The 14,089-nt window shown below is 65.3% G+C and carries 14 protein-coding genes and 1 pseudogene; 8 read left to right on the top strand and 7 right to left on the bottom strand.

Annotated elements, in window-relative coordinates:
* Window positions 1-6: 6 nt before the first annotated feature.
* From ACVMB0_RS08195 to ACVMB0_RS08185, 3 genes are all read left to right on the top strand, one after another.
* Window positions 7-1,557: a YifB family Mg chelatase-like AAA ATPase gene (locus ACVMB0_RS08195; protein ID WP_461345886.1), complete on the top strand. Its 1,551-nt coding sequence runs from the start codon at window positions 7-9 to the stop codon at window positions 1,555-1,557.
* 118 nt (window positions 1,558-1,675) lie between these two features.
* Window positions 1,676-2,197 carry a hypothetical protein gene (locus ACVMB0_RS08190; protein WP_461345885.1) on the top strand — a complete coding sequence of 174 codons (522 nt, stop codon included), beginning with the start codon at window positions 1,676-1,678 and terminating at the stop codon, window positions 2,195-2,197.
* A 103-nt stretch (window positions 2,198-2,300) separates the two neighbouring features.
* Complete coding sequence (locus ACVMB0_RS08185; protein WP_461345884.1) at window positions 2,301-4,571, top strand: response regulator; 2,271 nt, start codon at window positions 2,301-2,303, stop codon at window positions 4,569-4,571.
* 173 nt (window positions 4,572-4,744) lie between these two features.
* On the opposite strand, the gene coaA is transcribed toward ACVMB0_RS08185, so the two are convergent.
* The 7 genes and pseudogenes from coaA to hisB form a co-directional block, all read right to left on the bottom strand.
* Window positions 4,745-5,701, bottom strand: a complete 957-nt coding sequence (coaA, locus tag ACVMB0_RS08180) for a type I pantothenate kinase (RefSeq protein ID WP_456756367.1) — start codon at window positions 5,699-5,701, stop codon at window positions 4,745-4,747.
* Between the two features lie 35 nt (window positions 5,702-5,736).
* Window positions 5,737-6,060 carry a phosphoribosyl-ATP diphosphatase gene (locus ACVMB0_RS08175; RefSeq protein WP_461345883.1) on the bottom strand — a complete coding sequence of 108 codons (324 nt, stop codon included), beginning with the start codon at window positions 6,058-6,060 and terminating at the stop codon, window positions 5,737-5,739.
* A 108-nt stretch (window positions 6,061-6,168) separates the two neighbouring features.
* Entirely contained in the window at window positions 6,169-6,945 is a 777-nt protein-coding gene (gene hisF, locus ACVMB0_RS08170) for an imidazole glycerol phosphate synthase subunit HisF (RefSeq protein WP_461345882.1), read from the bottom strand.
* Between the two features lie 9 nt (window positions 6,946-6,954).
* Window positions 6,955-7,687, bottom strand: a pseudogene (gene hisA / locus ACVMB0_RS08165) (1-(5-phosphoribosyl)-5-[(5-phosphoribosylamino)methylideneamino]imidazole-4-carboxamide isomerase).
* Window positions 7,684-8,334, bottom strand: coding sequence for an imidazole glycerol phosphate synthase subunit HisH (gene hisH, locus ACVMB0_RS08160; RefSeq protein WP_461345881.1), 651 nt, complete (start codon window positions 8,332-8,334; stop codon window positions 7,684-7,686). The pseudogene hisA and the gene hisH overlap by 4 nt, the downstream one beginning before the upstream one ends.
* Window positions 8,331-8,861, bottom strand: coding sequence for a DUF2628 domain-containing protein (locus ACVMB0_RS08155; RefSeq protein ID WP_461345880.1), 531 nt, complete (start codon window positions 8,859-8,861; stop codon window positions 8,331-8,333). The genes hisH and ACVMB0_RS08155 overlap by 4 nt, the downstream gene beginning before the upstream one ends.
* Window positions 8,862-8,948: 87 nt before the next feature.
* Window positions 8,949-9,542 carry an imidazoleglycerol-phosphate dehydratase HisB gene (gene hisB / locus ACVMB0_RS08150; RefSeq protein WP_163157286.1) on the bottom strand — a complete coding sequence of 198 codons (594 nt, stop codon included), beginning with the start codon at window positions 9,540-9,542 and terminating at the stop codon, window positions 8,949-8,951.
* A gap of 182 nt (window positions 9,543-9,724) precedes the next feature.
* Here hisB and hslV point away from each other — a divergent pair, with 182 nt between their 5' ends.
* The 5 genes from hslV to ACVMB0_RS08125 all read left to right on the top strand — a co-directional run bounded on the left by hslV (window position 9,725) and on the right by ACVMB0_RS08125 (window position 14,048).
* On the top strand, window positions 9,725-10,282 hold the full coding sequence (gene hslV, locus ACVMB0_RS08145; RefSeq protein ID WP_244068959.1) for an ATP-dependent protease subunit HslV: 558 nt from the start codon (window positions 9,725-9,727) through the stop codon (window positions 10,280-10,282).
* Between the two features lie 2 nt (window positions 10,283-10,284).
* Window positions 10,285-10,770, top strand: a complete 486-nt coding sequence (locus ACVMB0_RS08140; protein WP_461345879.1) for a GNAT family N-acetyltransferase — start codon at window positions 10,285-10,287, stop codon at window positions 10,768-10,770.
* Entirely contained in the window at window positions 10,767-11,363 is a 597-nt protein-coding gene (locus tag ACVMB0_RS08135; protein WP_461345878.1) for a DUF2585 domain-containing protein, read from the top strand. Before ACVMB0_RS08140 ends, ACVMB0_RS08135 begins: the two co-directional genes overlap by 4 nt.
* A 97-nt stretch (window positions 11,364-11,460) precedes the next feature.
* Window positions 11,461-12,765, top strand: coding sequence for an ATP-dependent protease ATPase subunit HslU (gene hslU, locus ACVMB0_RS08130; protein ID WP_461345877.1), 1,305 nt, complete (start codon window positions 11,461-11,463; stop codon window positions 12,763-12,765).
* A 158-nt stretch (window positions 12,766-12,923) separates the two neighbouring features.
* The gene (locus ACVMB0_RS08125) at window positions 12,924-14,048 is read left to right on the top strand and encodes a hypothetical protein (protein WP_461345876.1); all 1,125 of its coding nucleotides are present in this window, start codon (window positions 12,924-12,926) and stop codon (window positions 14,046-14,048) included.
* The last annotated feature ends 41 nt before the right edge of the window (window positions 14,049-14,089 follow it).

Raw genomic sequence — 14,089 nt, 5'->3', positions numbered from 1 at the left:
GGCAGCATGGTTCAGCGCGTTTCCACCGTCGCATTCGAGGGGATCGAGGCCCGCGCGGTCGACGTGCAGGTGCAGGTCGCGCCGGGGCTGCCGGCATTCGCGATCGTCGGCCTACCCGACAAGGCGGTGTCGGAGGCGCGGGAGCGGGTGCGTTCGGCACTGATCGCCTCCGGTCTGGCGCTTCCGGCCCGCCGCATCACCGTCAACCTCGCGCCGGCCGACCTGCCCAAGGAAGGCAGCCATTACGACCTGCCGATTGCGCTCGGCCTGATGGCCGCGATCGGGGCGATTCCGCCGGATGCACTCGGCGGCTTCACCGTGCTCGGCGAACTCGGGCTCGACGGCTCGATCGCGCCGGTGGCCGGTGTGCTGCCGGCCGCGATCGGCGCCAATTCGCGCGACGAGGGATTGATCTGCCCGGCCGCCTGCGGCTCGGAGGCCGCCTGGGCGAGCCCCGACATCCAGATCATCGCGGCGCAGTCGCTGATCCAGATCGCCAACCACTTCAAGGGCACGCAGGTGCTGTCACGGCCGCAGCCGAAAGTGCAAGACCAGAACGAGGCGCGCGAGGAAGCGCTGCTCGATTTGCGCGACATCAAGGGCCAGGAAAGCGCCAAGCGCGCGCTCGAGATCGCGGCCGCCGGCGGGCATCATTTGTTGATGATCGGCTCGCCCGGTGCCGGCAAGTCGATGCTGGCGGCGCGGCTGCCCTCGATCCTGCCACCGCTGTCGCCGTCGGAGCTGCTCGAAGTCTCGATGATCGCTTCCGTCGCCGGCGAGATCCGCGACGGCGCGCTGACCGCGCGGCGCCCGTTCCGCAGCCCGCACCATTCCGCCAGCATGGCGGCGTTGACCGGCGGCGGCATGCGCGCCAGGCCCGGCGAGATCTCGCTGGCGCATCAAGGCGTGCTGTTCCTCGACGAGCTGCCGGAGTTCGATCCGCGCGTGCTGGATTCGCTGCGCCAGCCGCTGGAGAACGGCGAGGTCTCGGTCAGCCGGGCCAACCACCGCGTCACCTATCCGGCGCGCTTCATGTTGGTCGCCGCGATGAACCCGTGCCGCTGCGGCCACGCCTATGAGCCCGGCTATTCCTGCAAGCGCGGCCGGCTCGACCGCTGCACCGCCGACTACCAGATGCGGATCTCCGGCCCGCTGATGGATCGCATCGATCTCAGGATCGAGGTGCCGGCCGTGACCGCGGCGGATTTGATCCTGCCGCCGCCGGCGGAGGGCTCGGCCGAGGTCGCCCGACGCGTCGCGGCCGCGCGCGACATCCAGCTTGCGCGTTACGCGGCGGCCGGCATGCCGCATGTCCGCACCAATGCGGAAGCGCCGAGCTCGCTGCTCGAGACCATCGCGCAGCCCGACGCGCATGGGCAGAAGCTGCTCCGCGAGGCCGCCGACACCATGCATCTCACCGCGCGCGGCTATCACCGCGTGCTGCGCGTGGCGCGCACGCTCGCCGATCTCGACGGCGCTGAGACGATCGGCCGGCTGCACCTTGCCGAGGCGCTATCCTATCGTGCATTGGCCGACGATTTGCGGCGCGCGGCGTGACGCCTCGTGTTTTGCAACCGACGCTCGTCGCGTCAACGCCGCAGTAACCACTCTCATTTACGCTCCGCAAACCATAAGCACCGCGATCCGCGGGAGCTTGGGTCGAGCGAGTTGTGTCATGTTGCGTATGAAAATGCTGGCCTCGGTGGTGCCGCTTGCTGTGGCCGCGATATTTGCCCGCGCTGAATTCCTGCCGGGCCCCCGGCCCTGCATCGATGTCGGCGGCGCCACGATGCAGATCGCAGCGGTGCCGTGGCAGGCGCAGCTTCACGTCAGCTTCACCGACGACCCGAGCCTTGCGACCGTCCTGGTCCAGATTGCCGACAGCGCGGACACCGCCGACTTCACCGTGATCGACGACATCGACGATGCCGAGGCCGGGGCGTGCGAGAGCAACGTCACGCCGCAGCTGATCGGGATTTCGAGCGATCCGTCGGCAAACGGTCCGGTGATCTATCTGTCCCGTGACGATGGGCCGTCCGATTACCGCGTCTTCGTGCAGTCCAGGACGTTTTCGGCGCGCGATGCCGCGGCGCTGATCGTCAGTGCCCGCGGCGGACATCGCCGCCTGGAGGCGGCATCGGTCAAACCCGACACGCGCTTTCACGGCCGGGTCATGGCGGAGTTAACCTCGCGCTAACCCTGTTCCGAGGGCAACGCGAAACGGCCATCAAGCTCAAGCACTTTGCAAGGTGACCGACGCATCGTCATTGCCAGACCAAGCCATTTCAGGGCCACCATTGATGGGGCGTTTCTTCCGGATCAAGTTACGCTTTCGCCGCTTCCTGCGCCGCCATTCCTGGGTCGCGACGATCGTCCGCTCGTTCACGATCTTCTCGGTCGCGTTCGGCGGCGCATTCGGATTCATCTCGGGCGCCCTCTCGCCGCACAGCGGCTACGATCCCAATTCATTCGCGATCGGGGTCAGCTTCCTGTTCGCGCTGGCCTGTCTGTGGATCGTGACGCTCGGCATCCGCCTGCGGCTGATGCGCAAGCGGTTGCGCACCGTCGCCATGCACAACGAGGCGATGGCCGACCGCAACTGGGAACTCCAAGAGGCCGAACAGCGGGCCGGCAAGCTGTTCGAGGCGCAGGGCGATTTGATCGTGCTGCGCGACCTCGAAGGACGGATCACCTACGCCAACGACGCCTATTGCGAACTGGCGCAGGTCTCGCGCGACAATCTGATCGACAGCACCGCCACGCTGACAGTGCTGGAGCAGGGCGAGACCGCGCTCGAGCCCAGCGGCACCCGTGTCTACGACCAGAAGGTCGCGGGACCGCTCGGGCCGCGTTGGATCGCCTGGCGCGAGGGCCTCGTGCGCAACGATGCCGGTGCGCCGGCGGAGATGCAGAGCGTCGGCCGCGACGTCACCGACCGCACCGAGAGCGAGCGCGCGCTGACTGAGGCCCGCGATCAGGCCGACGCTGCCAACCGTGCCAAGTCGCGCTTCCTGGCGATGGCCAGCCACGAGATCCGCACGCCGCTGAACGGCATCATCGGCATGAGCGGACTGCTGATGGATACCCAGCTGACGCCGGAGCAGACGACCTACGTCAAGGCGGTCAAGACGTCAGGCGACGCGCTGCTCGCGCTGATCGAGGAGCTGCTCGACTATTCCAAGATCGAGGCCGGCAAGATCGACCTCGAACACCGGCCCTTCGCGCTGTCCGGCCTGATCGAGGAAATCACCGAGCTGCTGGCGCCGCGCGCGCAGACCAAGGGCATCGAGATCGCTGCCTATGTCGACGAGCGGCTGCCGCTGCAAGTGGCCGGCGATGCCGCGCGGCTGCGCCAGGTGCTGCTCAATCTCGCCGGCAACGCCATCAAGTTCACCGCGAGCGGCGGCGTGGCGCTGATCGTCGAGCCCGGCCTCTGGCCGCACGAGATCAGCTTCCTGGTCCGCGACACCGGCATCGGCATCGCGCCGGAGGCGCAGCAGCGCATCTTCCGTGAGTTCGAGCAGGCCGACGATCGCATCGCGCGCAGTTATGGCGGCACCGGCCTCGGGCTTTCGATCAGCGACCGCATCGTCAAGCGGATGGGCGGCCGCATCACGCTGGCGAGCACGCCGGGCGCCGGCTCGACCTTCGAGGTCTCGATCCCGCTGACCGCGGCCGACATTGGTGAAGCCAACAGCTTCACCGCACCCGATCTCGCCGGCCAGTCGATCATGCTGGTCGCGCCGCACAGCATCGAGGCCTCGCTGATTTCGCGGCGGCTGCAGCGCTGGGGCGCGCAGACCTGCATCGTGTCGGATGCCAATGTCGCCGAGGCGTTGCTGCCGGAACGGAGCTGGCACGCGGCGCTGATCGACCACACGCTCGGCACCGCGGCGATGGAGGCGTTCGCCAGCGCCGCCCGCATCCATGCAACCCATCGCATCGTGATGTTCACGCCGGCGACGCGGCAGGAGCTTTCGGCTGCCGAGACCGCGATGTTCACCGGCTATCTGGTCAAGCCGCTGCGCGCAGCCTCGCTCGCCGCCCGCCTGACCGCGCAGCCCGAAATCGCGGCTCCCAGCCTCGCGATGCCGACACCAGGCCCCGCAATCGAGGCGGCCGCGGAATCCGCACCCACTGCGGCGGCAGGCGCGACGGCGGACAGGGCTCTCTCCATCCTGGTCGCCGAGGACAATGAGATCAACGCGCTGCTGATGCGTTCGCTGCTCACCCGGCTCGGCCACAACGTGGTCATCACCACCAATGGCGAGCAGGCGATGGAATCCTGGCTCTCGGCGACGTCGGCCGGCACGCCGTATGACCTCGTGCTGATGGACATCCAGATGCCGCGCCTCAACGGCATCGAGACCACCAAACAGATCCGAAGCCATGAGACCGGGCAGTCCATCCGCCGGACCCCGATCCTGGCGCTGACCGCCAATACGCTGGTGGAAGACCGCTATGCCTGTTTCGAGGCCGGCATGGATGGCTTCCTGATCAAGCCGCTCGACCGCGAGAAGCTGGAAGAAGCGCTCGCGGGCCTCGCCGCCGCGCGGCATATCGCGGCGTAGTCACCACAAACTCAGTGTCGTCCCTGCGAAAGCAGGGACCCATATAACCACCGAATTTAGTTTTGGTGACCTGCTGCGGCCACAGCCCTGCAAATTACGGCGCACTCGTGGTTATGGGTCCCCGCGTTCGCGAGGACGACAGCTGTTATGTGGCTGCCTTAGCCGCTTAACGCCTACAGCCGCCGCAGCGCCACCGTCTGCACCACGTGGTCGGCGCCCTTCTTCAGGATCAGCGTCGCGCGCGGGCGGGTCGGCAGGATGTTGTCCTCGAGATTGGCGAGGTTGGTGCGCTCCCAGATCGCGATCGCGGTCGCGGTCGCTTCCTCGTCCGACAATGGCGCGTAGCGGTGGAAGTAGGACCTCGGATCGGTGAATGCGGTGTCTCGCAGCGCCAGGAAGCGCGTGATGTACCACTGCCGCAGCACAGCCTCATCGGCGTCGATATAGACCGAGAAATCGAAGAAATCGGAGACGAACGGCACCGCCTTGCCGTCACGCGGCAGCCGCCCGGTCTGCAGCACGTTGACACCCTCGACAATCAGGATGTCGGGCTGATCGATCTCGACCCATTTGTTCGGCACGATGTCATAGGTCAGATGCGAATAGACAGGGGCGCGCACGCGACGCCGTCCCGCCTTGATGTCGCTGAGGAACGACAACAGCGTCGGCAGATCGTAGCTCTCCGGAAAGCCCTTCTTCTGCATGATGCCCTGCCGCTCGAGCACGGCATTTGGAAACAGGAAACCGTCGGTCGTGATCAGATCGACCTTCGGCCGCGGAGACCAGCGCGCCAGCAGCGCCTGCAGCACGCGGGCGGTGGTCGACTTGCCGACCGCAACCGAGCCGGCGACGCCGATAATGTAGGGCATCTTGCGATCGCGGATATTAAGGAACTGGCGCTGCGAGTAATACAGCCGCTGGGTCGCATCGACATAGATGGAGAGCAGCCGCGACAGCGGCAGGTAGATGTCCTCGACCTCCTGCAAATCGAGGCGGTCGTGCATCGAACGCAGGCGGTCGAATTCGCCCGGCTCGAGCGTCATCGGCGTATCGTCGCGCAGATGCGACCATTGCTGGCGCGTGAAGACGCGGTAGGGGTTGTACTGCTGATCTGGTGCCCGGATGTCCATGAGGCCGCCCTTCTCGATGCGCTCGATCATTTGCGCTAGTCGCGCTTGCGCGACGCCTTCTCTTCCAGTCCCGACATCGCGGTGCGCTTCTCCAGCGCGGCCTCGACGTCCTCCAGCTTCACGCCGCGTGATTTCAACAGGACCAGCAGGTGAAACACGAGATCAGCACTTTCCGCGATGAGATGATCGCGATCATTCTCGACCGCAGCGATCACGGTCTCGACCGCTTCCTCACCCAGTTTCTTGGCGCAGTGCTCTGCGCCCTTGTCGAGCAGCTTGCGGGTGTAGGACGCCTCGCCGCCCGTTGCAGCACGGGCGTCGATGGTGGCGGCCAAATCGTGGACCGTGAAACGCGACATCAACTCAACTCAAGCATGCGCAACAGCACCAGACGGTGCCATCCCCTAGGTGGGGACTTAGCATTTTGTGACAAGGAGTCCCAGACCACTCTGTTTCCAGACCATGCTCTAGGGATCGAGGCGCATCGGCAGGCCGGCACGCACCATGTGATCCTTGGCCTGGCGGATGGTAAATTCCCCGAAGTGGAAGATCGAGGCTGCGAGCACGCCGGTGGCGTGCCCCTCGCGAACGCCGTCGACCAGATGATCGAGATTGCCGACGCCGCCGGACGCGACGACCGGTACGGGGACACTGTCCGCGATCGCCCGGGTCAGCGGCAGGTCAAACCCTTGCCGCGTGCCGTCCCGGTCCATCGAGGTCAGCAGGATTTCACCGGCGCCGAGCGCGACGACCTCCTGGGCATATTCGATGGCATCGATGCCGGTGGCATTACGTCCACCATGGGTAAAGATCTCCCAGCGGTCCGAGCCGCCGGCGCGCTTGACCCGCTTGGCGTCGATCGCGACCACGACGCATTGCTCGCCATACTTCTCGGCGGCTTCCTTGACGAATTCGCGCCGGCTGACCGCCGCCGAATTGATCGAGACCTTGTCGGCGCCGGAGCGCAGCAGCGTCTTGATGTCGTCGACGGTGCGGACGCCGCCGCCGACCGTCAGCGGCATGAAGCAGGCCTCGGCCGTTCGCCGCACCACGTCGAGCATGATGCCGCGGTTTTCATGGGTGGCGGTGATGTCGAGGAAGGTGAGCTCGTCGGCGCCGGCGGCGTCATAGGCGATCGCGGCTTCGACCGGATCGCCGGCGTCGCGCAGATCGACGAAGTTGACGCCCTTGACCACGCGCCCGTCCTTGACGTCGAGACAGGGGATCACGCGAACCTTGAACATGATCTCCTCCTAGGCTGCGCTGCGGATCAGCTTGAGGGCGGCGGCGGGATCGAGCCGCCCGTCATAGAGCGCGCGGCCGACGATCGCACCAGCGAGCTTTTTGGCGCGCGGCTCCAGCAGCGCCTTGACGTCGTCGATCGAGGCGAAGCCGCCGGAGGCGATCACCGGAATCGAGATGCGGTCGGCGAGGCCCGATGGTGGCATCGAGGTTGAGGCCCTTGAGCAGGCCATCGCGGGCGATGTCGGTAAAGATGATCGCGGCGACGCCGGCGTCCTCGAAGCGCTGCGCGATCTCGAGCGCGGTCACATGCGAGGTCTCGGCCCAGCCCTCGACCGCGACCTTGCCGTCGCGCGCATCGAGGCCCACCGCCACCCGGCCTGGGAATTTTTTCGCCGCGCCCTTCACGAGCTCGGGATCGCGCACCGCCGCGGTGCCGATGATGACGCGCGTGATGCCCTTGTCGAGCCAGGCCTCGATGGTTGTGAGGTCGCGGATGCCGCCGCCGAGCTGCACCGGCATGTTGACGGCCTTCAGCATCGCCTCGACCGCATGCGCATTCATCGGCTTGCCGGCGAAGGCGCCGTCGAGATCGACGACGTGGAGATATTCGAAACCCTGTGCGGCGAAGCTTGCCGCCTGCGCCGCCGGATCGAGATTGAACACGGTGGCGCGCGCCATGTCGCCTTGCTCCAGGCGCACGCACTGGCCGTTCTTCAGATCAACCGCTGGAAAAAGGATCACGGCTTCCACTTCAAGAAATTGGAGATCAGGGCGAGGCCGAAACGCTGGCTCTTCTCGGGATGAAACTGGGTACCGACAGCGGTGTCCTTGGCCACGATCGCGGTCACCGGCCCGCCATAGTCGGCGCGCGCCAGCACGTCCGCCTCGTTGGCGGCGTCGAGGTGATAGGAGTGCACGAAATAGGCGTGACGCCCCTTCGGCCCGAGCGGCAGCCGCTCCAGCACCGGGTGCTCGCGCACCATGTCGAGCGTATTCCAGCCCATGTGCGGGACCTTCAGGCCCTCGTCGCGCGGCTCGATCTTGACGACATCGCCGCCGATCCAGTCGAAGCCCTCGGTGATGACGTGCTCCTTGCCGCGCGTCGCCATCAGCTGCATGCCGACGCAGATGCCGAAGAACGGCCGCGCCTTGACCCGCACCGCCTCGGTGAGCGCTTCCAGCATGCCGTCGACCGCGTCGACACCGCGGCGGCAATCGGCGAACGCACCGACACCCGGCAGCACGATCCGATCGGCGCGGTACACCGCGTCGGGATCGCGCGTCACCTTGATGGCCTGCGGATCCTCCAAGCTGCGCGCGGCGCGCTCAAAGGCCTTGGCCGCCGAATGCAGATTGCCGGAGCCATAATCGATGATTGCAACGGTCATCGCGATCCTCCTGGCTCTGGAAACAATCCGATGATGCCGCCCTGCGGCATCGGTGGGGGCTTTGAGAATGATTGACCGGGAACGTCCCGTGTCGGCGGCGGGCCGCCGCGATCGACCGACCGCTGATCATTGACGACGCCGCGATGCCGTGCGGTCCAGCGCTCGAAAAAGCGGCGCTCGGCGGCATCCGCGTTGTCAGCGACCACGAGATCGATCAGGCGCCATTTGCGCCGCGACAGCGTCCAGCGCTGCAGGGTCGCGGCCTCGAGCCCGAGCAGCACCATCAGCACCAGGTCGACGAGAAAGATCCCGCCGCGCCCGATACCAAGCTTGGTCAGCGCATAGTCGATCACGAAGGTGAGGACGAGCCAGCCGATCAGCGCCAGCCAGAGCCTGTTCCAGGCCAGCCACACCACGCCGGCAACCGCGGCCCAGAAACGGAAGCCGTCGCGCACGAAGACGAATTTGTCGGCCGCCGCAAGATCGGCGCCGCTGGCCACGGGGGCATGCACTGTATAGACCGGCATCGAACGCTCCGCCGACGATGAATTCTTGTTGAGAGCACGATCCTTCGGAAAGCCGGTTACGACCGTTTCCGCATCATGCTCCCGGGATCAGCCGCCGAGCTGACCCTTGGTCGAGGGCACCTCGCCCTGGGCACGCGGATCGATCGCAACCGCGGTCCGCAGCGCCCTCGCCAAACCCTTGAAGCAGGATTCGGAGATATGATGGCTGTTCTCGCCATATAGGGTCTCGACGTGGAGAGTCACGCCGGCGTTCATCGCGAAGGCGTTGAACCATTCGCGCACCAGCTCGGTGTCGAACTCGCCGATCTTGTCGCGCGGGAAATCGACCTTGAACACCAGCACCGGGCGGCCGGAAATATCGATCACGACACGCGACAGCGTCTCGTCCATCGGCATGTGGATCGAGGCGTAGCGGGTGATGCCGGCCATGTTGCCGAGCGCCTGCTTGACGGCCTGCCCGAGCGCGATACCGACGTCTTCGGTGGTGTGGTGGTAATCGACATGGAGGTCGCCATCCGCCTTCACCGTGATGTCGATGCGCGAATGCCGGGCCAGGAGGTCGAGCATATGATCGAAGAAGCCGATCCCGGTCGAAACCGTGGATACGCCCGCTCCGTCGAGGTTGACCGTCACCTCGATGTCGGTCTCCTTGGTCTTGCGCTTGATGGTTGCCGTGCGCATGAAGATTAAGCTTTCCCGTGCCGAAAACGCCGGTCTTTTAACAGGCTGATGTCACCTTCGCTACTGCGGGATGACCCCGAAATGGCCCAACTTCGGGCCATGGTGACCTAAATTCCTTGTCAAATCGCCCGATTGTAACCCCCTGCCCGACCGCCTAAATCTGCCCGGAAGAGAGGTAACCTATGCAAGCATCCCAAAATGAGCTGCCGGTTTGGCATGGCACCACGATCTGCACGGTCCGCAAGGGCGGCAAGGTGGTGATCGGCGGCGACGGCCAGGTCTCGATCGGCCAGACCGTGATCAAGGCCAACGCCAGGAAGGTTCGCCGGATCGGCAAGGGCGACGTGATCGGCGGTTTCGCCGGCGCCACCGCCGACGCCTTCACCCTGTTCGAGCGACTGGAAAGCAAGCTGGAGCAATATCCGGGGCAGCTGACCCGGGCGGCCGTCGAGCTCGCCAAGGACTGGCGGACCGACCGCTATCTGCGCCGGCTGGAGGCCATGATGATCGTAGCCGACAAGGACGTCTCCCTGGTGCTGACCGGCACCGGCGACGTGCTTGAGCCCGAATCCGGCGTCATGGCGATCGGCTCCGGCGGCAATTACGCCCTCGCCGCGGCCCGCGCACTGGTCGATACCGACAAGGATGCCGAGACCATCGTCCGCCGCGCCCTGGATATCGCCGCCGATATCTGCGTCTACACCAACCGCAACGTGACGATCGAGACGATCGGCGGCTGAGCATGGCCGCCCCCTATCATTTCCGCCCCATGACGACGGCCGATCTGCCGCAGATCAAGCGCTGGCTGGCGTTGCCGCATGTCCGGGAATGGTGGGGCGATCCGGCCGAGCAATACGCGCTCGTGAGTGGTGACCTCAACGAGCCCGCAATGGATCAGTTCATCGTCGCAACCGATGCGTCCGATTTCGGCTACATCCAGTGCTACGACCTGACGGCCTGGAATGCCGGCTTCGGCGCCCAGCCGGAGGGGACTCGCGGCATCGATCTCTTCATCGGCGAACCGGACATGGTGGCTGGCGGCCACGGCTCGGCGCTGATCCGTGCCTTTGCCGAGCAACGGCTGGCGCAGGGCGCGCCGCGCATCGTCACCGATCCCGATCCGGCCAATGCGCGGGCGGTGCGTGCCTATGCGAAAGCAGGCTTTCGAGAGGCCGGAATGGTCGATACGCCCGACGGGCGGGCGCTGCTGATGATCCGTGACGAATGACACCCGTACCCAAATCCGCAGCCGGCGTTTCAGCGTGGCAATGGTCCGCGATCGCGGCCGCGCTGCTCGCGCTGCAAGCAGCCCTGCTGTACGCGATGGGCCGCTTGCCGATCTGCGCCTGCGGCTATGTCAAGCTTTGGCACGGTACGGTTCAGAGCTCGGAGAATTCGCAGCACATCGCCGACTGGTATACGCTGTCGCACATCGTGCACGGCCTGCTGTTCTATGGGCTGACTTTCCTCCTGCTGCCGCGGCTCGCCTGGCCGGGGCGGCTGATTGTCGCGATGCTGATCGAGGGCAGCTGGGAGATCGTCGAGAACTCCAACTGGATCATCGAGCGCTATCGCGCCGGCACGATCTCGCTCGATTATTATGGCGACACCATCGTCAATTCGGTGTCGGACACGCTGGCGATGGTTCTCGGCTTCCTGCTGGCGCGCAAGCTTGCAATCGCGGCAACGATCGGGCTCGGCGTTGTGTTCGAAATCGTGATGCTGCTCCACATTCGCGACAATCTGACACTGAATATCATCATGCTGATCCACCCATTCGAGGCGATCAGGCAGTGGCAGGCCGGGCCGCCGATCCTTTAGGGCATGATCTTGCCGGAAAACCGGTGCCCACCTTTCCGGATCATGCTTGGGCGGCCTGCCGCTTGCCGAGAGCGCGATTTCAACCTAGCTAGAGCCAATGACCGACTTCTCCCCCCGTGAAATCGTTTCCGAGCTTGACCGCTTCATCGTTGGCCAGGCCGACGCCAAGCGCGCGGTGTCGATCGCCTTGCGCAACCGCTGGCGGCGGCTGCAGCTTGCCGGTTCCCTGCGCGAGGAGGTTCTGCCCAAGAACATCCTGATGATCGGGCCGACCGGCGTCGGCAAGACCGAGATCGCGCGGCGGCTGGCCAAGCTCGCCGGCGCGCCGTTCCTCAAGGTCGAAGCCACCAAGTTCACCGAGGTCGGCTATGTCGGCCGCGACGTCGAGCAGATCGTCCGCGATCTCGTCGAAGTCGCGATCGCGCAGACCCGCGAGCGCAAGCGCAAGGACGTCCAGGCCCGTGCCCAGCTTGCCGCCGAGGAGCGGGTGCTGGATGCGCTGGTCGGCCCCGGATCGAGCCCCGCGACGCGCGAGTCGTTCCGCAAGAAGCTGCGCGCCGGCGAGCTCAACGACAAGGAAATCGAGATCGAGACGCTGTCCGGCAATAGCGGCATGCCAATGTTCGAAATCCCCGGCATGCCCGGCGCCCAGATGGGCGCGATCTCGCTCGGCGACATCTTCGGCAAGATGGGCGGCCGCAGCAAGACGCGCCGGCTGACCGTGGAAGGCTCGCACGAGATCCTCGTCAACGAGGAATCCGACAAGCTGCTCGACACCGATCAGCTGGTGCAGGAGGCGATCAGCGCGGTCGAGAACAACGGCATCGTCTTCCTCGACGAGATCGACAAGATCTGCGTGCGCGAGAACCGCGCCGGCGGCGACGTCTCCCGCGAGGGCGTGCAGCGCGACCTGCTGCCGCTGATCGAGGGCACCACGGTCTCGACCAAGCACGGCGCGGTCAAGACCGACCACATCCTGTTCATCGCCTCGGGCGCCTTCCATATCGCCAAGCCGTCGGACCTGCTGCCCGAATTGCAAGGCCGCCTGCCGATCCGCGTCGAGCTGCAGGCGCTGACCCGCGACGACATGCGCCGGATTCTGACCGAGCCGGAGGCGTCGCTGATCAAGCAATATGTGGCGCTGATGAAGACCGAGGGCGTGACGCTCGACATCACCGACGGCGCGATCGACGCGCTGGCCGACGTTGCGGTCGCGGTCAATTCCACCGTCGAGAACATCGGCGCGCGGCGGCTGCAGACCGTGATGGAGCGGGTGCTGGACGACATCTCCTTCACCGCCCCCGACCGCCATGGCGAGACCATCCAGGTCGACGCCGACTACGTGACCAAGCATGTCGGCGACCTCGCCAAGAACGCCGATCTGAGCCGGTTTATTTTGTAGGCGGCCACCATCGTCGTCCCGGCGAAGGCCGGGGAACCATAACCACCGATCCCCGCGGTGACCAAGACTCGGGCCGACATTCCCCTTAAAACTTCCTTCGGTGGTTATGGGTCCCGGGTCGCGCTTCGCTTGCCCGGAACGACGAGAGTGGGCGACCGATGAGTCTGCAAATCTGGCAAAACCCCTGGCGCTTGATGCTGGCCGTCAATGCGGCCGTGCTGGTCGGGGTGTTCCTGCACAAGATCGCGCTGCCGCCCTTCGTCCCCTACATCCATCTCCTCGTCGACTATCACTACGGCTTCACCAAGCGCGCGCTGGTTGGCGCCATCGTTTCGCTGTTCACCGACAAGGTGCCGGTGTGGCTGGTGTTCGGGATGGCCGGCGCGATCTGGCTGCTGACGCTCGGACTGTTCATCAAGCTGTTTCAGCGCACATTCGGCTTTAACGATACTCATTGGCCGCTGTTCGTCTTCATCGCGGGCTCGCCGTTCTTCCTGAAGAACTTCATGCACACGCTCGGCCATTTCGACATTTATGGCTGTGCATTGGCGATCGTGCTGTTGCTGATCCCGGCACGCACGGTCATCTACGTGCTGATTGCGGCGCTGTTCTCGATCGTGCTGATCCTGGTCCACCACATCTTCGTCCTGATGTATGTGCCGACCATCGCAGCGATCGTGGTGCTGCGCTTCTACCTCGTGCAAGGCGCGACGCCGCGAAACATCATTTTGGGCATCGGCTCGCTCGCGGCCGTCGGAATCCTGTTCCTGGTTGCGCAGTTCGCGGGCACGGTCGAGGTCCCCTACGACGAATTCCTCCGCCATCTGCAAGGCAGGATGGCCGATCCGTCACGCACCGATCTGCTTCAGTTCGGATACATCTGGTACCAACCGCTGTCGAAGGAGTTCGCCGATACCTGGGCGCGGATGCCCTCGAATATCCTGGGCGTGCCGGTGTTCGCGCTGCTGATCTGGCTGCACACGCCGCTGTGGCGCTATTTCGCGCGGCTGATCGAGGCGCTCGCGAGTGGGCTGCATCGCCGGATCGTGTTCGCCGCACTGATCATGATCAACACCGGCTATGTCGTGATGTTCGCGACCGTGTTCGATTATTCGCGCTGGATCTCGAACTGGTCGGTCTGCATGTTCCTGATGCTGCACGCCGTGAAGATGCTGCCGGCGTCGAAGGACGTGCCGGTGGTCCCGGCAGACGATCGCAAGACGACAATCCTCGGCTGGATCATCACGCTGATCCCGCGCGTCGGGATCGTACGACCATTCTAATTTTGGCATGATCTTTATCGGAAAACCGCTGCAAACTTTTC

It is taken from the genome of Bradyrhizobium sp. USDA 4451, from assembly GCF_054822585.1.
Note: the sequence above shows the minus strand (reverse complement) of the source record. Positions and strands in the feature narration are given on the sequence as shown.

Coding starts and splice junctions, on each gene's coding strand:
- ACVMB0_RS08195 (WP_461345886.1), top strand. CDS start 7: ATGGTTCAGCGCGTTTCCACCGTCGCATTCGAGGGGATCGAGGCCCGC.
- ACVMB0_RS08190 (WP_461345885.1), top strand. CDS start 1,676: ATGTTGCGTATGAAAATGCTGGCCTCGGTGGTGCCGCTTGCTGTGGCC.
- ACVMB0_RS08185 (WP_461345884.1), top strand. CDS start 2,301: ATGGGGCGTTTCTTCCGGATCAAGTTACGCTTTCGCCGCTTCCTGCGC.
- coaA (WP_456756367.1), bottom strand. CDS start 5,701: ATGGACATCCGGGCACCAGATCAGCAGTACAACCCCTACCGCGTCTTC.
- ACVMB0_RS08175 (WP_461345883.1), bottom strand. CDS start 6,060: ATGTCGCGTTTCACGGTCCACGATTTGGCCGCCACCATCGACGCCCGT.
- hisF (WP_461345882.1), bottom strand. CDS start 6,945: ATGTTCAAGGTTCGCGTGATCCCCTGTCTCGACGTCAAGGACGGGCGC.
- hisH (WP_461345881.1), bottom strand. CDS start 8,334: ATGACCGTTGCAATCATCGATTATGGCTCCGGCAATCTGCATTCGGCG.
- ACVMB0_RS08155 (WP_461345880.1), bottom strand. CDS start 8,861: ATGCCGGTCTATACAGTGCATGCCCCCGTGGCCAGCGGCGCCGATCTT.
- hisB (WP_163157286.1), bottom strand. CDS start 9,542: ATGCGCACGGCAACCATCAAGCGCAAGACCAAGGAGACCGACATCGAG.
- hslV (WP_244068959.1), top strand. CDS start 9,725: ATGCAAGCATCCCAAAATGAGCTGCCGGTTTGGCATGGCACCACGATC.
- ACVMB0_RS08140 (WP_461345879.1), top strand. CDS start 10,285: ATGGCCGCCCCCTATCATTTCCGCCCCATGACGACGGCCGATCTGCCG.
- ACVMB0_RS08135 (WP_461345878.1), top strand. CDS start 10,767: ATGACACCCGTACCCAAATCCGCAGCCGGCGTTTCAGCGTGGCAATGG.
- hslU (WP_461345877.1), top strand. CDS start 11,461: ATGACCGACTTCTCCCCCCGTGAAATCGTTTCCGAGCTTGACCGCTTC.
- ACVMB0_RS08125 (WP_461345876.1), top strand. CDS start 12,924: ATGAGTCTGCAAATCTGGCAAAACCCCTGGCGCTTGATGCTGGCCGTC.